Source organism: Aliikangiella litoralis, assembly GCF_052495765.1.
The window spans coordinates 3,190,680-3,215,272 of sequence record NZ_CP199292.1; the positions used below are offsets into that span (position 1 = coordinate 3,190,680).

The window sequence follows — 24,593 nt, forward strand, 5'->3', positions numbered from 1 at the left end:
CAACAACAATCCAATATAACTTCACAGTACAGGTTTTATATTATTATTAATTAAAAACCAACGGCGTTGTCTTCCTCTTCTTCATCGTCATAACGTTGATCTCTTGGCATACGAATAGCAGTTTCATCCTGATTATAATTACGTAAGTCAGTGAAAATTGCAGGATCAACTTCAACTAAAGATTCTAATTCAACTTGCCCACCAGCGATGATTGAAATCGTATCTACCGCACTAAAATTCAACAATGAGCCACTATCATCAATATCGGGAAGTGGTGGCGCAAACTGTGGATTTAAATTAGCTCTCACCGTTATAACAGCTGTATCTCTAACTCGTAAAACAAGTGGTCGTGTTAAAGAACCAAAGTTACCAATCAAGGCGGTATCAAAAAAGGTCACTGCACGAGCTACTATGTCAGCATTTTCAAACTCAGGTGTTTCGCCTACCCCTAGGAAACTACCACCATTAGTCGTCATAAATAATGAACCAGTATCGTAACCAACATCAACACTACCAGGCATAAAGTAAATATCACTTCCATCCATATCGGCATTATTAAACTTAACATCGCCTAATGTTGCTAGCCTTTCTAAAGTAATAGTGCCGCGATTATTAATATTAATATTCCCCTGAGTATTCTCTGCAAACAACGTATTCAATTGTGTTTCTAATGGATCATTAACACCTATTCCATTAGCGGCAGTTAACTCTGCACGATCGGCGACTATATTATCTGCCTCACCATTGTTATCAACTATTTGACCATTACTACTTGCTACTGAAACAACGCCTTCAGGAACAGTTAATAAACTCATGTTTACATTGCCTGTAGCGCTATAACTAATATTTCCATTATTAGTAGTACTGCTCGCATTGGCTGCCATATTAATCGACTGTTGTGAGGTTACAGCAATATTAGCAGCGCTCACAATATTGGCATTTTGTTCAATTTGATTAGCATTAATATTGATATCACCACCACGACTTTGTAGTTCTGAATCAATCCGTGCAGTGCCACTGGCATTAAGCGCAATTGAGTTAGCAACAACTAAATCCGTGGTGGTTAAATTATCAGCATTAACCTGAAGCTCTCCAGTAATGTCAACGCTATTCAGTGCCAGACTTTCAGTATCAGTTAAAGAAACATTATTAGCAGAACTAATGTTAACCACATTAAAATTGTTTTGTTCGTTATCTAAAATAATATCATTATTGTTCGTTGTTATTTCAGTAATACCGCTGACAGTCAGCGCACCACTATCACTAATGTTGCCTGATATATTCAAAGTTAAATTTTGAGCATTAATTGTGGAGAGATCAGTGTCAACAGCATTAGTGAGTGCAATATCACCCGTTGAAATTAAATTAATTGAACCTGTAAATTGGTTTTGGTTGGTTAAGTCAATGTTGCCAGTGCTATTTATAGATAGAAGATTGTTGCCTGTTAAAACACTATTAACACCTTGAGTAACATCACCACCAGTAATTAAATCAAAGAGGCCATTAATGTTAATATTTTGCAATTCAATCGTATTAGCTTCATTTAAGTAAACATCGCCAGACATATTGGTTAATTCAAGATTAACTACATCAGTATTGACACGTTCATTACTTGTACCTAAACCACTTGCTGCATTAATCAGTAAACTATTCGCAACAACAGTCGAATTAGTCGAATTAGTTAACCAGGAGTTATTAACCGTTAACGAACCACTACCTAGATTAAGATCACCTACCAAATTAAATATGTCACCAGCATCGCCAGATAAAATTAAATTTGTTTTATTAGTGTAAGCCAATGCAGTTGCACCATTAATAGTCACCAAACCTGTTTCTAACTCTATACTATCGGTTGCCGTGGAGCCCACTATGGTAAAGTCTGTAGCTAGCGCATCATCTTGCACTCTTTCTACTTCGTTATAACTAACCGTATAGCTGTTACCATTAGTACCAGTGTATGTTAATCGTTGATTACCGTTTACATCTGATGAATAACTGGCACTGAATTCATTACCACCACCAGCTAACCAAACACTGTCATCACCAGCACCACCAATAAAGGTCATTTCGCCGCGACCACCAATTGTCAGGTTTAATCGATCGGCACCAGCGCCGCCATGAATTTGCCCTGTAATAGAAGCTCCGGCACTCACATTAAAAATATCGACACCATCACCACCTTGAAGGATATTAAAATCAATGAAGGTAATTATGTTGCCATTTGTATCAACAAATTGACCATCGTTAATTCCGTCAGCAATACCCGCTCCATCAAAATCAAGAATATTCCAAGTGTTATTTCCATCAGCAACCGAAATCGTACTATTAAATGTACTAGTCCCGTCATTATTACCAATTAACCCTTCAATACCATCAATCGAAACACCATCGGGAGTTAAAGCACCGCCAACATTAATATTAACATCCGCTAAAATATTGGAGTAATCGATCGAATCATTACCAGCACCATCACCACCATTAATCTGTGCAATATTAGTAGCGTTAACAATCTCGAAAGTATCATCATTATTGCCACCAGAAAGCACACTAAAACCGGTAAACTTAACCGTTGTTTCAGCATCTGGCGCGACTAGGCTTTCTACAGAACTTACATTGGTTCCATCAATACTCCAAGCACTCGCGATATCATAACCAATAATTGTATTATTCTGAGTGAAACTAGCGTTGATTGTTTCAATATTATTAACATAAAGAGTGTCGCTAGAATTACCGCCAGCATTTGCTGCCAATACAACAGTAATATCACGACTTAAGTTTTGGATATTTAATGCATCTCCGGCACCGCCGCCGCCATTGATTAACCCGGTAATACTATCTGAATTTTTAAGCGTGAATGAATCGTTTAAACTACCCCCAGTCAGATTTTCAAACCCTGAAAAGTTAGTGTTGTTTAATAAACCACTATTAACACCATTAATATTCCAGACATTATTAGCGTTTGCAGCAATTAAAGTGTTACTTAAACCAGCATCAGTATTAGCTTGAATATTCTCAATATCCAACACATTAAAATCAGCATCAAGGTTCTCATCAATTGCAACAGAAACATCACTATTTAATACAGTCAAATCAAATATGTCGTTGCCTGCACCACCACGTAACACGCCAGTTAAAGCGCCATTAGTCTGTAAAGTAAATACATCATCGCCAGTACCGCCAGTCAGGTTATTAAAATCAAGAAAAGTAATACCTGCAACCGTCCCTGAATTTCTACCATTAATTAACCAGTTATTTGCTACGTTATCACCAACGAGTGTACTATCAGTATTATTTCCACGAACAATTTCTGCATTTTGTACGCCTTTTAAAGCATCTGAGACTAAAACACTAACGGTTATTTGTAATGAATAATCAACAATGTCATCACCATCGCCCGCATCAACTAAACCTAACATAGCGCCATCGGTGGTAAAGCTAAAGGTATCTTCACCACTGCCACCAGTGAGGTTATTAAAGTTAGTGAATGAAACACCATTAACTGAACCATCATTTTCACCATTGATAACCCAGCTATTAGTGCCATTGCCACTCACTAAAGTACTATCGGTGTTATTACCAATTAATGACTCCACATTAACAATATTAACCAAATTAGCCGTCACACTGGCTAGTAAAGAATAATCAATCACATCATTCCCGAGAGCACCATCAATTAAGTCAGTTATCCAACCACCAACAACAAACACAAAAGTGTCATTGCCTGCGCCCCCAGTTAAATTATTAAAATCAATAAAATTAATGCCATCAATATTGCCGCTGTTTGCACCAGTAATATTCCAAGTGTTATCGGTATCACCACCTATTAAAGTGCTATCAGTATTATTGCCTCTAACAGTTTCAGCATTTAAAACACCATTAAGCGCATCAGCTAAAGTCACCGTAACACTAGCCTGTAAAGAATAATCAACAATATCATTGCCGTCGCCAGCATCAACCACTCCAATAACAGAACCATTAGAGGCAAAGCTGAAAGTGTCAATCCCACTGCCACCAGTCAGGTTATTAAAGTCAGTAAAGTTAATACCATTAATAGAACCATCATTTTCACCATCGATAATCCAATTGTTAACGCCATTACCGCTAATTAAAGTACTGGCAGTATTGTTACCAATCAAAAACTCGACATTAGCTAAATTAGCCAAGTTAGCAGTGACCGTTGTTAATAAGGAATAATCAATCGTATCATCACCATCACTACCATTAATAATGCCAGCTAAAATACCGTTAACAGTAAAGTTAAATCTATCGTTGTTATTACCACCTGTCAGGTTATTAAAATCACGGAAAATAATACCAGCAACATTGCCATCATTATCACCATCGATGGTCCAAACATTTGAATTATCATTACCAACCAAGGTACTGTTAGTATTATTACCCTGAACAATTTCTGCGTTTAATACACCATTAAAAGCGTTAGCAAATGTTCTAACCACCGTTGTTTGCTGTGAGTAATCAACAATATCCGTTCCGCCGCCTGCATCAATGGTTCCAGAAATTGAACTACCAGTTATAAAGCTAAAGGTATCTTCGCCAGCTCCGCCATATAAATTATTAAAATTGTTAAATATAATGCCATTAACCAAACCATCATTAACACCAGTTATTTCCCAAGCATTTGTCCCATTATCGCTATACAAAAAACTATTGGTATTGTTGCCTGTTAAAGACTCCACATTCAAAATATTAGAAAGATAAACCGTCACACTTGATAGCAAAGAATAATCGATAGTATCAATTCCATCACCGCCATTAATAATGCCTGTTATGTTACTACCAAGCTCAAAATTAAATGAATCATTAGCCGAGCCACCGGTTAAATTATTAAAGTCAATAAACCTAACGCCACCAATCGAGCCATCATTTTCACCAGTAATAAGCCAGGAATTATTAATATCGCCAGCAATTAGGGTACTTGCAGTGTTATTACCTCGTATAATCTCCGCATTTAAAACCCCATTAAAAGCATCAGCCAGGGCTACTTCAACAACGGCTCTGAGAGAATAATCAACCGTATCGGTCCCTGCTCCAGCATCGATTTCATTAGCAACCGATGAGTCAGTTGTAAAACGGAAAGTATCATTGCCGCTACCCCCCGTTAATTTAGTAAAACCAGTGAAAGTCACATTAGAAACTTCTCCACCTAATGCATCAATCGTCCAAACAGTATCAACATTACGCCCAATTAATAAACTATCAGATGAGTTACCTAAAATAGATTCAATATTGAAAATCTTTTTTAAGTCAGCAACTACAACCGCCAGTTTTGAGTAATCAATATCATCATTACCAAAACCACCATCAATGTTGCCAGTTAAAGATCCTGTTGAAGAAAAATCAAAAGTGTCATCACCAAAACCAGCGGTTAAATGATTAAAATCAATAAATGTAATACCAGCAACGGAACCATCATTTTCACCAGTTATGGTCCAAGTGTTATCGTCATCGTTACCAATTAAAGTGCTATTAGTATTGTTGCCTTTGATAACCTCGGCATTTGAAACGCCATTAAATGCATTAGATAAAGTCACACTCACCGTTGTTTGTAAAGAGTAATCAACGGTATCTGTTCCTGCACCGGCATTAACATTGCCATCAATACTGCCTGCCGCAGTAAATTGAAAAATATCATTACCAGAACCACTGGTTAAATGATTAAAATTAGTAAATCTTATATTGTTCAACGTACCATCATTATTACCATTAATAACCCAAGTATTATCGTCATTACCACTGATTAAGGTGCTGTCGAAATTATTACCAATCAATGCTTCAATGTTACTAAAGTCAGATAGATCAGCTATCACTTGGGCAAGATCTGAATAATCAATCGTATCGTCACCCACACCACCATCTATTTGCCCAGTTAACGAACCATTAGCAGCAAACTTAAAAGTATCTGCGCCAGTGCCACCGGTTAAATGATTAAAATTAATAAAGGTTAAACTGCCTATGTTACCGTCGTTTTCACCAGTAATATTCCATAAGTTAGTTGCATTGCCGCCTATTAATGTACTATTGGTATTATTCCCCTGAATAATTTCAGCGTTTAAAACACCATTAGCTGCATCTGCTAATGTTTTAACAACAACGGTTTGTAATGAGTAGTCAACCGTATCTGTTCCTGCGCCGGCATCAATTTGATTAGTAATATCTCCATCAACGGTAAAACGGAAAGTATCATCAAGGTTGCCACCAACAAGCTTATTAAAGCCACTAAAAAGAATGCCATTAACTTGTCCAGTATTCACCCCATTGATGGTCCAAGTATTGCTGACATTACCACCAATTAAACTGCTATCGGTATTGTTTCCAATTAAAGTTTCTATATTAAAGAGATTCGCTAAATTAGCTGTCACAATGGCTAGTGCCGAATAGTCAATTGTATCGCTGCCATTTCCTCCGTTAATAGTACCGGTTAATACACCACTGCTCGTAAAAATAAATTCATCAGTGCCAGTTCCACCTATTAAATGATTAAAATCGATAAAAGTTAAAGAGGAATTGATATTGCCGTCATTTTCGCCAGTGATATTCCAAGTATTATTACTATTATCACCCGTTAATGTACTATCAATATTATTACCTTGAATAATTTCAGCATTTAAAACACCATTAGCCGCATTAGCCAATGTTTTATTCACTACGGTTTGCAGTGAATAGTCAATAATATCAGTGCCACCAGCAGCATCTACAGTTCCTGTTATATTGCCATCAACAGTGAAACTAAATGTGTCATCACCGCTTCCACCGGTTAAGTTTTTAAATTGACTAAAGGCAATGTTATTCACTTCACCAGAATTAAGACCATTAATTAGCCATTGGTTGTTGATATTAGCAACATCAGCAACCAATACACTGTTATCGTGATCATTGCCCAAAAGCGTTTCAACATTAAAAATATCAGACAAGTTAACGGTTATTGCCGTAGTAATCGCAGCATAACTAATCGAGTCATTACCGCCTTGCCCATTAATCTCACCAGTTAAACTACCGTTGACTCCAAAAATAAAACTGTCAATGGCACTACCACCGGTTAAATTAGCAAAGTTTTCAAAAAAGATACCAGCAACATCGCCTGAATTAGCACTCGTAATATTCCAGGTATTATCGATATTGGTCGCCACTAGAGTACTCAGATTATTGCCTCTAATGACTTCGGCATTTTGCACTCCATTAAAAACATCATTCGCCAGATTAAGTGTAAATGCCCCTACTCTCAGTGAGTAGTCAACAATATCAAGCCCATCACCGGCATCAAGATTACCGCTGATGCTGCCACTATTAATAAAGCGGAAAGTATCGACACCTGTACCTGCCGTAATGTTACTAAAACCACTAAAGTCAACCCCCTCAACATCTCCTGTATTGACATCAGTGATTTGCCATAAGTTGTTATTGTTATCACCAATTAATGTACTATCAGCATGGCCATTACCAACTAATACATCAATATTTAAAAGGTTGGCTAAGTTAACCGTTATTGCCGCAGTAATCGCCGCATAATTAATCGTGTTAGTGCCCCCTTTGCCATCAATACTGCCACTTAAACTCCCATTCAGACCAAAAATAAACTCATCATTTTGGCTGCCGCCAATCAGATTAAGAAAATTTTCAAAAATTAAAGTACCTGTAGAGTCTGTTAAAGTACCAGAATTATCACTTGTTATATTCCAAGTATTATCAAGATCATTACCAATCAATGTACTCAGGTTATTACCTTTAACCACTTCAGCATTTTGTACACCATTAAACGCATTCGCTAATGTGACATCAAAAGCACTGGTTCTTAACGAATAATCAACGGTATCTGTGCCCGCTCCGGCATTAATTGTCCCGGCAATCGATGCGCCATCGGCAAATGAGAAGGTATCGTCACCATCCCCCCCCGTCAGGTGATGAAAATTATTAAATGTAATACCTGCAACATTACCTTGATTAGCCCCGGTAATATTCCAGGTATTATTATCATTATTACCGGCAAGGGTACTGTTAGCGCCATTCCCCGTGACAACTTCAGCATTAGTGACTTTGGTAAAAATATCATCAAATGTCAGACTGACGGTATTCAAATTAGAATAATCGAGCGTATCATTGCCTGCACCCGCATTGATACTTCCGGTGATTGAAGTGCCACTCATATAAGTAAAAGTGTCATCATTATTACCGGCATTGATACCACCAGTTACAGTGATGTTGTCATAAAAAGTAAAAGTATCGTTACCATCACCTGAAAGCACTTGTCCTGAAAGCGAGCTATTATCATTAAAGGTAAAGTTATCAACATCCGTGCCACCAGTTAAATTTTGAAAACTGCTGAAATTAACGCCGTTAACGCTACCGGTATTGTTACCATTAATTGTCCAAGTATTTACTATATTTTGTGCTACTATAGTGCTATTAGCATTACCTGTCAGTTGTTCAATATTTGAAATGTTTGCCAGATTAACGGTCACCGCAGTTGCGGCATCCACCGCCGAATAATTAATTTCATCAGTGCCAGCAGCGCCATCAATATCACCAGTAATCACACCACCATTCACAAAATTAAATGTATCCGCTAAGGCGTTACCAGTCAGATTTTGAAAGCTGCTAAAATTAACGCCATCAACACTCCCTGTATTATTGCCATTAATTGTCCAGGTATTGATACTGTTTCTGGCGACTAATGTGCTATTGGCATTACCCTTAATGGTTTCAATATTGGTTAAGTTAACTAAGTTTGCAGTTATTGCGGTTGCCGCGTCAACTCCGGCATAACTCACTTCATCAGTACCGCCAGCGCCATTAATTCCAATTGCGCTATTGCCGGAATAATTAAAAGTGTCGGTATCACTACCTCCGGTTATATTTTGAAAGTTGGAAAAGCTTAATGATCCAATTGAACCACTATTATCTGAGCTAATCGTCCAAGTGTTAACAACATCGTCCCCAACAATCGTCGCACTATCATTACCGATTAAACTTTCTACGTTACTGATATTAGCCAGATATGCAGTAATAGAGGCCAGTAAAGAATAATCAATAGTGTCGCTACCAGCACCGCCGTTAATGTTGCCGGAAAGTGAGCCAGATGAGGTAAAGGCAAAAGTATCATCACTGTTTCCACCGGTGAGGTTTTCAATACCGGTAAATAAAACATTTAGTGCTGAAAGGTTGCCATTATTCGAACCATCAATATTCCAAGTCATATTGGCATTAGGGCCAATTAATGTTTGGTTACCCGTAGCTGCACCATCTTGTTGAATATTAACGGTTGAGGTAAAAGCGGTTGTACGTTCAATGGTAACACTGCCACTATCACCATTGATGTTGATGCTCACTGTGCCGTCAGTGTCGCCAGCATCTCCCCCTTCGTTAGCAACACCTTTAAGCGCGTTAATATCGGCTTTAATATTAATACTATTAGCAGTTACCGTAACATCGCCACCATTACCACTTTTTCCTGGAACCTGACCACTTGTTGGGCCACCAATTCCTAAGCCACCCTGCGCCGTTATAACACCATTTAATATAACCCCTGAACCAGTTAAAGTAATATCACCAGCATCACCACCATTAGCTTCATTGATTCCGGTGTTATCTCCTTTACCGTCACCACCACTTACATTAATTGCTCCAACACTAATGGTTCCGCCCGCAGAAAAATTAATATTTCCCCCGGCTCCTCCATTTTCTCCGGCAACCTCAGATTCTTTATCGTCGCCCGTTGTCCCTACCGCACTAATATTGCCACTAGCTGTAATATTTCCCAATACAGCTTGAGCATTTAAAGTAATATTTCCGCCATTAAAACCTGCGACTCCTGGAATACTACCCGTGTCTCGATTAACGCCACGACTAGCCACACCACCATCAGCGGTTAAAGTCCCTACATTAATATTACCGGTTGTCGCAGTGATTTTAATATTGCCTGCATTTTGATTAGTTAACCCGGTGGTGGTTATGGCAAATCCTGTGCTATCAAAACTATCACTATTACTGTCAAAAGCATCGCCAGTGGCATTAGTAGTAACATTGGCATCGACATTAATAGCGGCAGCAGATAAAGTTACTTTTCCGCCAGCGCCATAAACCCCACCTTCACTAATACTGGTAGCATCTCCACCAACGGCACTTAAATTCCCGCTAATAGTCAAATCACTGGTTGCAGTTAATGTAATTGTTCCAGCGTTACCGCCATTACCTTCATCGTTACTATCTCCCGAAGCATCACCACCGTCAGTGGTTATCGCGGCAACCGAAAGTGCACCTCCGGCATTAAAATTAATAGCGCCACCATTTCCCCCGTTTTGTCCTGAATTGTTTCCTCTATAATCACCAGTTGTACCTTGTGAATTAATTGCTGAGCTTGCTGTTATATCGCCAGCGGTAGCGGTTAATGTTATATTGCCGCCATTAAGCCCTACAACACCAGGGTTACCTCCCCCGCCACGATTTGCACTTCCACCATTAGCCGTTAACACCCCTACATTAATATCACCAGTAGTCGCGTTAATATTAATCGCACCGCCATTTTGGTTTTCGGAACCTGTGGTATTGATAGTGGCATTGGTGCTGGAGAAACTGTTCGCCGTTGCGGTAAAGCTACCGCCGTTTAAGGCAATAGAAGTTGTTCCTAAGTTAATGGCACCTCCACCATCATTGACTGAGTTTCCTCCCGTTGTACCATTATAGCCAGCATTCAAAACTAGGTTTAGAGTATTATGAGTTGTTGTATTACTATCAACAATATTTCCCTTAACAAAAGTAATATTATTTGCTGCATTGAGTGTTAGAGTATTATTATTAACTCCATCAAAGTTTAAATTAGCAGCCTCGTTTGTACCCCAAGTAATATTTCCATCTTCAGTTCCAGCAGAACCAATATTACCTGTTGTAATGGTAACATTTCCTGACAACAACGCATCCCGTATAAGACCAACGGCAAGCACTGATAAAGAGTCTGTGGAGCTAAAAGGATCGCCATCATCAGGAATACACAATGCTGAGCAAGAGCTAGCTATGATGATATTATAAGGATCAATCAACCACTCCCCACCCAACCCATTAGCCGCTGAAACATCTGGCACAGTATTAATTAAAAAGCCTTTTAAACCCGAGGTTTCAATAAAACCACCATTGCCACCCAAGCTGCCGCCTCGCGCAAATATATCGCCAAATATACGTGCCGAATCATTGGCAAAAGTAATCACTTTACCGCCATTACCTATGCCATTCTGATCACCATCGGCAAACACTTGGGTATTTTCGCCCAAATAAACAAACTCCGCATTACGCACTAAAGGGTTTAACCCTTGACGATCACCGCCAATTAAAACTTCTCCGCCATTGCCGCCCGAAGCATCAACAGTGGCTTGATCAAACAAACCAACATTTTCACCTAACAACTCAATTTTGCCACCGGTTTGTGGATTAGAACCATTAGCCCGTGCAGCGGTTAAACTGTCTTCAGTTAATAATAAAGTGTCACGCGCTTCTAATTGGATGTGTCCGCCATTAGCATTGTTAGCATAGGCTAAAATCTCACCACTTTGGGTAATGTTTTCACCCTTAATGGTGATTTGACCGCCTGCTGTTTGTCCATTGAGCGAAGTTTGCCCATTGAGCAAAGCGTCATCGGTTAAAGACACATCTAATTTACCCGTGTTAACAACATTAGCGCCTTTGCCTAATGACGAACCAGAGCGAGCCATCGGTTGACCAACACTCGTCTCACCCATGCCTACTAACTCACCTTTACGGGCCATTAAAGTAAAAGAGCCATCCTCATGCACCAATACATCATTGGCTTGTTTAATCACTCCCGGATTAACCGCTTGAGAAAACACATCTTCACTCACACTAGCGGTTAATAAAATACGACCACCGGCAGCGGTAATTTCACCCGCATTCAACACCGCAGGATCAACCCCTAAATCATCTTGCAAAACCGCCTTGGTGACTTTAACCCCTAATAAGCCTTGGTTATCAAAAGTTAACACCGCCTCTTTACCCGCGGCTAAATTGACCGAACCTAAATTAGCCGCAATTAACCCGTGATTTTCAACCCGCTCCCCTAACAAAGTCACAGAGCCACCAGTTGCCGCATTGATTAAACCAAAATTAATCACCTGCCCGTCAACGCCTTCATTTAAATCACTAAAAACATAATTGCCGTTCATAAAGTTTTCGGGGCTAATACTTAAACTAGAAGCCACCAAACCGCCCACATTCAGCGTGGAAGTTTTACCAAATAAAATGCCATAAGGGTTGAGTAAAATCACATGACCATTGGCATTGATGCGTCCATGAATTTCAGAGGGGTTTTGATCTAAAATGCGATTAAGTGCTACCGAGTTAGCATCGGGCTGAAGAAAATCTATTTGACTGTTAATGCCTAAATCAAAGGTATCCCAGTCAAGAAATAACGATGAGCTATCTTGTATAATTAAAGTGCGTAAATCGGTTTGTGTAATGGTGCCAGAACCGGCCACCACACGACCACCCGTTGGTATGCTATTACCGCTGGCTTCAATTGCAGAAGTATTGGCCGCAATAAAAAATTGCCCCAAAAAGAAAAAACAGGCAAACCCTAAATAGCGACCAATTTGTACTATCATTTGAGATGTTTGATTAATGGAAAACTGACTTATGGAAAAATTGAAATGAGCAAAAAAAGAAGGCAATAAAAATTGCGATAGTTGCTTTTTAGTCTGCTTAATTAAACGAATTACCATTACCACTTATATCCCTGCAACCTGATTGTTTGCTTAAAAAATGATCATTTGAATAACAAGATTATTTTGCAAGTGCGTACAAAATAATTATTTTTTTAAATGTGCTCTTTAAATTTTCACGCCAGTCTATCACTTAACTGATATACACCACAGTAAGACCATAATTTAACGTGAACCAGTTCACAAAGTCCTACAAAAAATTTAATTAATTGACATGTCGGCCGATTCTACCCGATCCCTGCTCGGTTTGTCATTATTCGTTTATCGGTACTTTATAATCAACGCTTTTCATAAGTTTTCAACGGTTATTTGGTGTATTCAACTTACTCTTGCTAACCAATAATATTCTTTAATACGTTATAAAAATACTCAAATTTAGTTATTTATCAATGAGCAGTTTACCAGTATATTGACTAACTATTGTTCGATAGCCTAATCACAACAGGAGACAGTGCATGGCCGATAAAAATATACCCGCAGGGAAATGGTTCCCTCTTAATACCACTTTTAACCTCAATCATAAAGGCCATGTCTGTGGACGAGAGATTTATTACGAAGAATCACAAGCTAATGCGATAAAAGAAATTCAACAAGGTTCAGCCAATAATTTTAACATGCAATACATTATGCGGCAGCTCAACAGCTTGAAAGGCTACGGTTTTATGCAAAGCTTTTTTGGTCATAATGTACAAAACAGAATCCTTCCGGTTGAAGGCGCCACCATTCATTATGATGTGGTGTATAGTAAAATCTTTATTAAACGGATTGAAGTGCAAAATGAGCACATTATAAGAAAGCGACATGATGTACCTTGTGGGGTTTATCGAGTTGAGAAAGCAAAAGATAGCTGGAGAACTGATACGATTAAAAATGGAGAAGATGATTTTTCTACTCAAACCACCCGCTTGGATGCTCGCCGAAGTAAACACATTGCCGTGAATGGTTTTTGCAGAGACATAGTTGATGCCGCTGAATTTTTACCAGACCTGATTGAACATGGCTATCAAAGTGAGCAGCCATTGGGCAATCAATATCATTTATTCTTTAATCCTGTTGATAGCAAAGCCCGTCGACTACAAAAAGCTGGCTGGACGCAATTATCCGGCGTTAAAAAAGGCCGACAAGGTAAAGCACAAGCGGTGAGTAAACTGGTGCAGATATTACGAGAGCATCGAGAAACGCCACTTTGCTGGACTTTGCATGAAAGCGGCATCGATGTGTTTAAACAAGCCTTAAAACAAGTGTTAAAAACTCAACCCGCTAATTTACAAAATGCTTCAGATTTTAGTGCTCACACCGTTTTTTATGCCAACCCCATTCATAGCTTACCCTTAGTGGATAATGTCCGAAAAAATGCGAATATGAATCTCTCCCAACAAAAAGCCTTAGTAAATAACTTTAACGCACGCCAACTAGCAGCTAGTGGTTATAGCCAATTAAATGCCAATAAAGGCAAACCGCTCGCTACATTAACTTTAACCGCAGCCGCGAGTATGAATTATTATAATGATATATTGGCATTACCCACTAAAGCCGTTGCTAAGGTCAATCAGTTAATCGCCCAGCCAGAAGCTTTGGCATTGGGAGCTGCTGCGCTGACCGTTGCAGGTACGATTATTGGCGCTGGGCGCTGGGGGAGTGATATGATGGCAATTAAAAGAAACCAGTCGCGAGAAATTAATCGTTATAAAGTGACCACTATGGAAGAAGCGACTCGTCACGGTATTTTTGTCAAACAAAACCATGCAGGTTAATAATGCCTTTTATTGCCACTAAAAAAAATCCGAGCGGACCTGACTTAGTTAATCTGGAACATCATGAGGTGAATTTATCGGGTACGACCATTCGTTTTGATGCACCTTATCATCGAGATGCGGTTGCCGATTATGGCTGCAAGGATAATCGTATTAATTTATATAATAAAAGTGCTATGGGTAGATTTAGCGGAAACTCGTTAAGCCAGATTAAAGGACTGGCTGTGCGTAAAAAAAATTGGAGTTATACGCGCACTCATTTATTTAACCGCTTTGGCCGAGATTTAGGGCTTACCCGCTTTTTTGTAAGGGGCATTTATTTGCCCGATTTTAGTAGCTTGTTTCGACCGCGTCGTTTTGAAGCTGGTGTGGAAGCTTATATTTTTGATGAATACTTTAGTGCCGTTGCCTGTAGGCGTGATTATCAATTACTCAACTTTAATGGCACAAACTGGGCCCATTTTAAAGAGTATAAAGACAAAGAGCTGGACCAAGTTGATTACTTTTATGCCACACCAGTGACTGATGAGCACTTGTTGATGGTGTCGTTTGATAATACAGTGTATGAGGATAATACCAAAGTGCCCCAGTTGCATAATGAGTTGGCCGATTTAATCATGTCGAGTTTTCAAGTGGAGCTATCTGAGGATGCCAAGGCACAACAAGCTGAGGCGCAACAAAACTATCCTTATGAGAAGCTCTCGACCTCACTACCCGCTCTGGCATTCGATTACGTTTCGGTAGAAGCTGAGTTTGAGTGCATGGTTCGTTTAAGGGGGGAACATCCTGAATATGATGATTTACCTTATGAAGAGTTTCAAAAAATAGGCCAAGCCGATTTGGCTGCACAAGGGAAAAAGCGGGATGAATTCGATGCGGCTATCCGCCAAGGCATCATTGACAAGTTTAAACAGTTGGAGGCGGAAGATTATCAACGGTATATGGCGGAGCAGAAAGTCACAAGTAAATGATGCCTTTTATTACCACTAAAAAAATCCGAGCGGACCTGATGTGGTATCCATGCCTGAAGAAGCAGGAATAAATCGAGACAAATTAATCGACTTAAGCAAAAAAAGTTTCAAGATTGGCGGGATAGCCGCAAGCTATGTACTTCACCCTGCATTACCTGCCGTTGCTGGGGCTGCTAACACGGCCTTAGGTATACCTGCGATGAAGAGAAGCATTGAATCTATGAGAAATATTTCGGCCAATAATATTGCCGACCCTAATTTAAACCCGCACCTGCATCCATTTAAGTCTACTCCAGAAATGAACGCTTTTGTGGCCAACCAAACAGGCGGCAAAGCCAAATCTTTTGCTGCTTTAATTAAAGCCAAACTCAAAGGCCGAAAATCATGAGTTTATTACGCCGCTGGTTTGGTGATGATCACAATTTAAAAGCCGTTAATTTAGAGACGGCTCCTCGCTTTACCATTGACTTATCCGGTAGCCAGCTCACCTTCCCCCGGCCTAAACAAACTGTATTAATGCCCGGCGAGTTTCAGCGTTCAACCTTTGATATTTATACAGAAGAACTTGAAGAGTGGAATGATCAACGTGCCTCATCTAAGCGGATTCATGTCAATGGTTGGGATTTTTGGGGCAAACAAGCCGAATCGCATGGTTACGTTAAAGTTGATATTTTTTTGGTCAAGCCTCATCTCTTAACTTCAAAAGAGTCTTTATTCAATAATAAAGAGTTAATTAAATGGATAATGGAGGAAGTTGAAAATGGGTGGTGGGCTAAACAAAATAGAAAAAAAACTGAGCTAGAAGACTGGGATCCAAGAAAAGGTAGGCTATTTCAGTATCCGCAGTCAGAAAAAGAAATACACCTGTTCACCAATCTGAGTGCTTATTATTTCGATGTTTTGGAGCCTGGTAACACAGGCTGTCAAGCTATTAGAACCTACTACTACATACCTATTGAAAACGAATATCTTTTAAATATTGACTTTCGTTCGGAAATTATTGGATATGAATATTTTAGTTCAGAACACAACTTTGCCGAAGCCTCAGCTAATTTTATTAAAGACTTTATGTCGAAAGTGACATTGGAGTTATCCGATAAGGCCAAAGCTCAGAAACAAGCGGCCGAAAATCCATTGCCATTAAAACATGATTAGTATGCCATTAAAACATAAGAATTCTTATGGCTTAACCAATCAAACAGGCGGCAAAGCCCAATCCTTTGTCGCTTTAATTAAAGCTAAACTCAAAGGCCGAAAATCATGAGCTTATTACGCCGTTGGTTTGGTGATGATCATAATTTAAAAGCCGTCAATTTAGAAACGGCTCCTCGTTTTACCATTGATTTATCGGGCAGCAAACTCACCTTTCCCCGGCCTAAACAAACCCTATTAATGCCCGGCGAATTTCAGCGTTCAGCCTTTGATATTTACACCGAAGAGCTCGAAGAGTGGAATACCAAACGGGCTTTCTCTAAACGCATTCATGTCAATGGTTGGGACTTTTGGGGCAAACAAGCCGAAGCCCCGGGTTATGTTAAAATTGATATTGCCTTAACTAAACCTTGTCTACTAACTTCCGAAAAATCTTTATTCAACCAAAAGCACTTACTAGAATGGGTGATGGAAGAAGTTGAGACTGGCTGGTGGGCAAGACAAAATAAAAAAAAGGCGATGATGGAAGACTGGGATCCAGAGAAACATCGACTCTACCAATACCCTCAATCAGAAAAAGAAGTACACTTTTACCAACCTTTAAGTGGTTATTATTTTGATGTACTTGAACCAGGTGATAATGGTTTCCAAGCTATAGAAACTTACTATTGGATTCCCATCGATAATAACTACGCCTTAAGAGTGCTTTTTTTTTCCAAAGCTGTTGGAAATTATATCTTTAGCTCCGAACATAACCTTGCCGAAGCCTCGGCTAATTTTATTAAAGACTTTATGTCGAAAGTGACATTGGAATTGTCCGATAAAGCCAAAGCTCAGAAACAAGCCGCTGAAAATCCATTGCCATTAAAGCATGATTAGGAATAAGCCTAAAAAGCATCTAGGTATCTGAATATATTTGGTTCCCATACAAAAGTATGGGAACCAAAATAAAAATGAAGACAATTATCGGGTTGGAACAAAGGTATAAAATGACAGTACTGAAAAGGTAGAGTTTGTGCCGTTGGTCGCCATAAACCACATAATACCATCGGTTCCACGAGTACCACCATCGATGATAGTAACAAAACCTGTATAACCTTCTCCTATATGGTCGCAAGTTTCTGTAACAAAACCATTCGTTGAGTCAAAACCTATAGTAAACAAATTAAATGTTGGGTCAGGTATTTCTTTTATTCCACTTTTATAATCACATTCATTAGTTCCATTAGGCCCCCCCATAAACTCAGAATCATTTAATGCTTGTAAAACAATATCTTGGCCTTGATTAACAGTACTTGTTAAACCAGCCCATGAATCCAAACCCGCAGCAACAAACCGCTCCATAGTCGCATCCCGCTCAAACAACACATTAAAAGCCAAATTAATCGTACCACTACCATACCCTGTACCACCTAACACCAAACTCACTGTTGATTGATTAGTTATAGTTCCCGTTGCATCTACTTGCAGACTATTAACACCATCTTTATAAACAGCAACCGTTGCAGTAAATTCGGTGTTGTTATAAGACTGGATTTGACCATCGTACAACACATTTTCGGTTTCATTAATAATCATAAAACGGTCTTGATAAATAATTGCTTTGGTGTCAGGTAAATTGGTTCCGCCATTTACCGTGCCACTACCATCAAAAAGACCACTGGCATCGGCCGAATGCGTAGTCACACTAAAGTCACGACTTAATGTTGAAACCGTTAAAGTGGCTGTAGTGGTTTCATTTAAACTACTCCCCGACATCACCTTAACTCGAACTTTTTGGCCATTTTCAATCGTGCCCGCTGCACTGGTAAAAGCGCCGCCATCAATTGAATACTCTCCCCCACTCACACTAATATCAACCGCCACTTCAATACCAGAAATAGTCACTTCATTAGAAGTCACTTCTGTTGAAAACATGACATCGTTTTGTGCCGTAAACTCAAAATCATCCGGTATACGGTCTGGCATAGTTGTCACAGAAAAAGCGCCTTCACCAGCCCCCACCGTTAAAGTAATAGTGGTGGTTTCACTATAGCTGCTACCCGTTGTTAAACGGACTTTAACTTTTTGGCCTTCGCTAATAGTTCCGGCTGCACTGGTATAAGCAGCGCCATCAATTGAATATTCACCACCAGCACTCACACTAATATCAACTGCCACCGCAATACCTGCAATAGTGACTTCATTGGATTCAACCTGGCTTGATAATTCTGCTTCAGTTTGAGCAGTAAATGCAAAAGCATCGGGCATTTGGTCTAACTCGGTGGTTACTGAAAAAGATTTTTCCAGCTTGCCGACTTTAATGTTTGCAGTAGTTGTTTCGTTGTAGCTGCTGCTAGACATTAAGCGAACTTTTAAGGTTTGGCCATTACTGACTGAGCCTGCACTACTGGTGTATGCTCCACCAGCAACAGCATACTCTCCCCCGCTCACACTCACGGCAACCACACCTTCGATACCACTAATAGTGACTTCATTCGATTCTATCCAGCTATCTAACGCAACATCGGTTTGCGCTGTCAGTTCAAAACTGTCCGGGGTTTGATTTAATAGTTTATCAGTAAGCTTATCAGCAGCCCCACCACCACCGCCACAACCGGATAAACCAACCGTTATTCCTGTGACCAACACCATCAAGTTTAACCAGGCAACGCCTTGATTTAACCATCGTTTTCCTTTCGATATTTTCATTGTTATGCCTTTTGTATTTTAATATCTCTATCAAGAGTTAATACTCAACCGTTTAAATTTTGAGCAGTTTTATTGATTTGTTATTCGCGATAAAGCTTAATTGATTTACCCATAAAATTAAAACTTAAATGATACGCCTAATGTAATGGCAGAAATTTCAACATCACTTTTATCGAGCAAATTGATATATTCTAAATTACCTGTCATACGTTTTGAGATTTGAACATCTAAGCCTAAACCATAAGACATGCTGGCGACATCACTTGATGCACTTACGCTCGATGCACTCATACTTGATACTTTAGCCGTCGCTTCTGCGCTGGAGTACCCTAAAATCACATAAGGGGCATATTGCTCAACAGGCATTGCATATTTTCCATAGATACCCATTGTTTGATCCAGTTCAATTTCACCACTGACAGTGGTATTAAGCAGGTTAAAGTTAATATTATCATCACCCACTCCCAAACCTAAACGAGCTTCAAAAGACAAGCTTTCATTAAATATATAACCAGCGTTTAAATTAAGCGAAGCAAGGCTGGCATCTGATGTGCCTTTTTCTTGATAATCAAGACTTGAGTAGCTAGCACCATAATAATAGTTTTTAATTGTTGAACTGGTATTTTCAGCAAGAGTAACATGACTGCTGAATAATAAAGTTAACAACATTCCCAATGCAGCTTGTTTCTTGTGGATATTCATAAGGGAAGCATCTCCTGAAATATTATTCCTGATAATAAATGATTAAAACTCAATCATTTTATTTACCTGGCTTGTTAACCAAGTAAATGATTTAGTAGCGGATTATAAACGCTCGACTAATTGACATGCAATAACAGGTTCACAAAAATCAAGCTTTCCTTGCACGCATTACTATGAAAGTTACAAACGCCAGAAAAATACTTAAAATTGATTATATTTTTACTCTAATCTGATATGTTATAAATATTACTGGCCCTCAGTCTGCTGTATTTTTAAATTCTGTTCTATTTTCAGTTGGCGCTTTTTGAGTGATAATTAAACAGAAGATAATAGCGGTCACCATTTTTTTAAAAATAGCACGAACAGATAAAACCCAAGCAGCAAAACAAGCAAACCAAAAATGGTAATTAAACAAAGGCTAATATGATATTTAAGTATCCCATCAAAGCTTATTTTAAAGGACTTGTCCCCTTAACGCCTAAACAAATAGCATCGGCTCCCTGGTATCAGGTTGATTTATTTCGCTGTTTGCTGAAATTCCGCTGTCCTCAAGCAACTTATCAAAACAGCAGTGGGCACGATTGGTATCAGCCCCCTTTTGTAGACACTTATACACTAGGAAGTATGCCAACCCCGGAAGATTCTCATGGCAAAAAAAATATTATGATGACCGGCTGGCAATTTAAACCTAATGTTCGATCAGATAACGACTGCATTATTTTAAAACTATCAGTCAATGTGGAATGTTTATCAAAAGCTGAGCAACAAACACAAACCGACTTGACTCAGGCCGGCTCTCTTTTGCCTTGGGTAAAATCAGGTTATCAAGAAAAACAAGCACAAGCCGCCATGTATGATATGTTTATGGGCACAGATGGCACTATGGCGATTGAGTTTAATGATAAAGAAATCGTACAACAACGGATTAGTGATAGCACTTTGCTTGATGAGCTTGTTAAGACTATTGAAATTGGTGAACGAGAATGGGTTTATTTTCAGGTCGGTAGTGATATGTACTACTATACGCCATTAGCAAAAGAAGACGCTTTGTGTTTTCGTTACACTTTGACCAATTTTGAAGGCTTTTCGTTACCGTTAGACAAGTCTATAAACGACGACCAACTCGCCAGCATTAATCTTTTTATAATGGCAATGTTAAATTCAGTTAACCTTTTACCATCACAACGTTTAAAAAAGTTTTTAAAAATAAAGGGATTAAAACTCGGTAATTATGTTATCCATTGAATTCTGCTTTTTGAAACTCAAAATAAAATCAGGAAAACTGGAATCTAGCCTAATCATTTCTTTTCACACTTTTTGAGATTCTCACCCTCAGCTCTGGAGTTCTATTTTACTCAATTATTCATTTTTAGGCTCTCCCCCCTAGTCCCATTTAAAAAAATAATGATCTGAATACTCCAATAACTCTACCAATATGTAGCCAATAAATTAATGCAGAAACTCATTGACTATCCGCTCTAGAGATCAATATCTGAAAAATTTATCCCTTTAAGTCGAGACTTTATCTAAGACTAAACGCGTTAAATATTCATAAGATGCCGGCCAACTTGGTGGATAAAGCTCAAAAATCAACCACCCTTTACTCCTTTACCAAACTAACCTTTTCAGCATAGAATGAACATCTCAATGCTTATTAACAATCAATTTAATATATGCTACTTATTGTATTTAAAAGTTTTGCTAATGAGATATGTGTCAATCAATTCTTGATACTAATAACATTCAATAAAATTGATAAAACTTAATGAATAAAATAAAAAGAGCCATTAACTTTTTAAAAAGGCATGGCATAGTGAATTTAAGCAAAGAACTTAGCTATAGATTATATGATAAGTACTATGAAAATAAGCTGGCCATTGAAACTCAACGATTAGTTAAAAAATCGAACCTAGATATCACCAATGAAGATGCTGTTGAATATTCTCCCATAGGTTATAAAGCCGTTTTATCTATATTTAAAAAGCTACCTCAACCCATTGAGCAAAATGTTATATTAGATTATGGCTCGGGCAAAGGAAGAGTAATTAGCCTTGCCGCAGCCTGTGGCTTTAAAAAAGTAATTGGTATTGAGTTATCGAAACGATTATCAGAAATTGCTGCCAATAATATTCTCAATATGAATAACCGAAAAACTCAAGATGTATCAATACTTAATATTGACGCAACCACTTATACGATTCCATCAGATGTAAATGTGATCTATTTTTTTAACCCTTTTAGAGGTGAAACACTGAGCAAGGTCGTTAGTAATATCAAACAATCTTATGAAAATAAACCAAGAGAAATTTATATTATTTTCTTTAATAACGAACATTTTGAATCGCTAATAGATATGAGTGATATGAATAAAATCTATGAAAAAAACTTCTCTCAGGATTATAACTGTGGCTTATATCGAATCAATGCTTAACTTTGATAAACATTAAATATTTCGGCTTCGCATTAGCACAGCTTAATTAATTTGTTACAGTCGCTTGTTTTTATTTTTGGTCAATTGACTATACTCTAATTAATTTGAATTTAACCCCAATTATTGTGTGAGTATTAATAATGACAAAACTCTCAATTTTCCGTAGTTTAGCCAGTATAGGTGTAGTTTCATGTCTTGTAACATCAGCTTATGCTGGTAATCAAGCCAGTGATTCAGAATGGTCATCTCAACAAATCAATAGCATATTAGATAATACCATAGTGTTAGATTTTGCCCCCGACATTAGCCATTTATCTAAAAATGAGCGGCTAGCGCTAGAACATCTTAAAAAAGCGGGTGAAATTATTCATGATATTTATCTGAAAGCACAGCACAAACAAGCACTAGCGACTCGGTCAAAATTAACAAAACGAGCCGCTAAGGGCGATAAAAAGGCAAAGGATTTGCTGAAACTTTATCGAATATTTAAAGGGCCTATTGCGAGTACATTAGAAAATAAGCATGAAGCATTTGCTCATGTTGCACCGGAAGTACCAGGCAAAAATCGATATCCCTGGGGAATCACCAAACAAGAAGTCAGTCAATTTTTAGCAAAATACCCCGAAGAAAAAGATAGCATACTCCATGTTAGAACATTGGTTCGGAAGAATACGACCGCTAATATCAAGCAAGACTTATCAACATTAACTCGTTACCCTACTCTAGACATTCTACATCCCGGTTTAAAAAATAAGTTAACTCAATTAAATAAGAGTCAAAAATCACTCTATGCAATCCCCTATTCTATTGCTTATGCCGATCAGTTAATGCAAGTTTATTATGAACTTTTTAAAGCCAGTGATGCTATTCGGTCTGAAGATAGAGATTTTGCAGACTATTTAGAAAATCGCGCAAGAGATTTATTATCTGATAATTATGAAAGTGGCGATGCCGCTTGGATTACTGGTAGCTTTGGTAACATAAATGCTCAAATAGGTTCGTATGAAACTTACGATGATGCATTGTTTAGTACCAAATCATCTTTCTCAATGAGTATATTGATCAAAGATAGAAAGCGTAGTGAAGAACTTCAACAAGCAATTGGAGGCTTACAAGCGTTGGAAAATAGTTTACCTTATAATAACCACAAAACGGTGCGCAGCAATATTCCATTAGGCGTTTACAATGTTTTAATTGATTATGCGCAATCAAGAGGCACCAATACGGCTTCGATTTTACCAAATGAAAGCCATTTAACCCGCAAGTACGGACGAGTTATTTTATTAAGGTATAACGTACTAACTTCACCTGAAATCTTTTCTATTGCTAAATCACTTTGGGATACAGTAATGGCAGATGAGTTTGACTCTCACTTAACGATTCAGAGTAATTTTAAACGAACTTTGTGGCATGAAATTGGCCACTACATGGGCCCCGCCGTTGATAAAAAAGGAAGAACTTTTGATATCGCTTTAGAAAATAATCAAAATTTATTAGAGGAAATGAAGTCTGATTTAGTTTCTTTATTTTCAGCCGATTTATTACATAAAAAAGGTCATCATACTGATCAAGATTTACAAGCGATTTATGCCGGTGGAATTGCAAGAACCTTATTGACCAATAAACCTAGGCGTAGTCAGTCTTATGGTACGATGAAACTAATGACAATGAATTTCTTTTTGGAGCATGGCGCTATCTCATTTAATCGTGATAAAGCAGAGTTATCAATTGATTATAAAGCTTATCCCAAAGCCGTTAAAAAACTCTTAAAAAAATTACTTGATTTACAGTACCAAGGAGATAAAGCAGAAGCCGATCGTTTTATTGATCAGTATACTAATTGGGATACAAACCTACATGAAGTACTGGCTCAAAAAATGAAAAAACAAAAACAACCTCGTTATCGATTGGTTAAATATAAAACCTTGGGTGAATAAAGGAACGATAACAAGTTAATCTACTTTGCTAACGTTAGATTTTTATAGTCCAAGTTCTAGCGTTAGTTTGAATTGTAGTTAATAAAGTAAAAGGTCAAAGCCAAGTCGTTAAAAGCAAGATAATGGCGCGCTCGACAGGAGTCGAACCTGTTACCTGCCCCTTAGGAGGGGGCCGCTCTATCCAAGTGAGCTACGAGCGCTAAGATGACAAATTA

11 protein-coding genes and 1 tRNA gene are annotated in these 24,593 nt (G+C 38.4%); 8 read left to right on the forward strand and 4 right to left on the reverse strand.

The genetic code is table 11. The features are described 5' to 3' along the window. Positions 1 to 50 precede the first annotated feature (50 nt). Entirely contained in the window at positions 51 to 12,740 is a 12,690-nt protein-coding gene (locus tag ACT5E3_RS13085; protein WP_444993987.1) for a hypothetical protein, read from the reverse strand. Positions 12,741 to 13,195: 455 nt separating this feature from the next. Here ACT5E3_RS13085 and ACT5E3_RS13090 point away from each other — a divergent pair, with 455 nt between their 5' ends. From ACT5E3_RS13090 to ACT5E3_RS13110, 5 genes are all read left to right on the forward strand, one after another. After that, positions 13,196 to 14,494 carry a hypothetical protein gene (locus tag ACT5E3_RS13090; RefSeq protein ID WP_444993988.1) on the forward strand — a complete coding sequence of 433 codons (1,299 nt, stop codon included), beginning with the start codon at positions 13,196 to 13,198 and terminating at the stop codon, positions 14,492 to 14,494. A 2-nt stretch (positions 14,495 to 14,496) separates the two neighbouring features. Continuing rightward, the gene (locus tag ACT5E3_RS13095; RefSeq protein ID WP_444993989.1) at positions 14,497 to 15,465 is read left to right on the forward strand and encodes a hypothetical protein; all 969 of its coding nucleotides are present in this window, start codon (positions 14,497 to 14,499) and stop codon (positions 15,463 to 15,465) included. A 49-nt stretch (positions 15,466 to 15,514) separates the two neighbouring features. Next, a complete protein-coding gene (locus ACT5E3_RS13100; protein WP_444993990.1) occupies positions 15,515 to 15,853 on the forward strand; it encodes a hypothetical protein in 339 nt (112 codons plus the stop codon). Then, on the forward strand, positions 15,850 to 16,620 hold the full coding sequence (locus tag ACT5E3_RS13105; protein ID WP_444993991.1) for a hypothetical protein: 771 nt from the start codon (positions 15,850 to 15,852) through the stop codon (positions 16,618 to 16,620). Before ACT5E3_RS13100 ends, ACT5E3_RS13105 begins: the two co-directional genes overlap by 4 nt. Positions 16,621 to 16,725: 105 nt before the next feature. Beyond that, entirely contained in the window at positions 16,726 to 17,496 is a 771-nt protein-coding gene (locus ACT5E3_RS13110) for a hypothetical protein (protein ID WP_444993992.1), read from the forward strand. An 84-nt stretch (positions 17,497 to 17,580) separates the two neighbouring features. Here ACT5E3_RS13110 and ACT5E3_RS13115 read toward each other — a convergent pair whose 3' ends face one another. Both ACT5E3_RS13115 and ACT5E3_RS13120 read right to left on the reverse strand, forming a co-directional pair. Next, the gene (locus ACT5E3_RS13115) at positions 17,581 to 19,308 is read right to left on the reverse strand and encodes a hypothetical protein (RefSeq protein ID WP_444993993.1); all 1,728 of its coding nucleotides are present in this window, start codon (positions 19,306 to 19,308) and stop codon (positions 17,581 to 17,583) included. 117 nt (positions 19,309 to 19,425) lie between these two features. Further along, positions 19,426 to 20,010 carry an outer membrane beta-barrel protein gene (locus tag ACT5E3_RS13120; protein ID WP_444993994.1) on the reverse strand — a complete coding sequence of 195 codons (585 nt, stop codon included), beginning with the start codon at positions 20,008 to 20,010 and terminating at the stop codon, positions 19,426 to 19,428. A gap of 423 nt (positions 20,011 to 20,433) precedes the next feature. Here ACT5E3_RS13120 and ACT5E3_RS13125 point away from each other — a divergent pair, with 423 nt between their 5' ends. From ACT5E3_RS13125 to ACT5E3_RS13135, 3 genes are all read left to right on the forward strand, one after another. Continuing rightward, positions 20,434 to 21,255: a hypothetical protein gene (locus ACT5E3_RS13125; RefSeq protein WP_444993995.1), complete on the forward strand. Its 822-nt coding sequence runs from the start codon at positions 20,434 to 20,436 to the stop codon at positions 21,253 to 21,255. 520 nt (positions 21,256 to 21,775) lie between these two features. Continuing rightward, positions 21,776 to 22,441: an RsmD family RNA methyltransferase gene (locus ACT5E3_RS13130; protein ID WP_444993996.1), complete on the forward strand. Its 666-nt coding sequence runs from the start codon at positions 21,776 to 21,778 to the stop codon at positions 22,439 to 22,441. Between the two features lie 140 nt (positions 22,442 to 22,581). Beyond that, positions 22,582 to 24,378 (forward strand): hypothetical protein, encoded by a 1,797-nt coding sequence (locus ACT5E3_RS13135; RefSeq protein ID WP_444993997.1) that lies wholly within the window; start codon positions 22,582 to 22,584, stop codon positions 24,376 to 24,378. A gap of 123 nt (positions 24,379 to 24,501) precedes the next feature. Here ACT5E3_RS13135 and ACT5E3_RS13140 read toward each other — a convergent pair. Next, positions 24,502 to 24,578, reverse strand: a tRNA-Arg gene (locus tag ACT5E3_RS13140). Positions 24,579 to 24,593 lie beyond the last annotated feature (15 nt).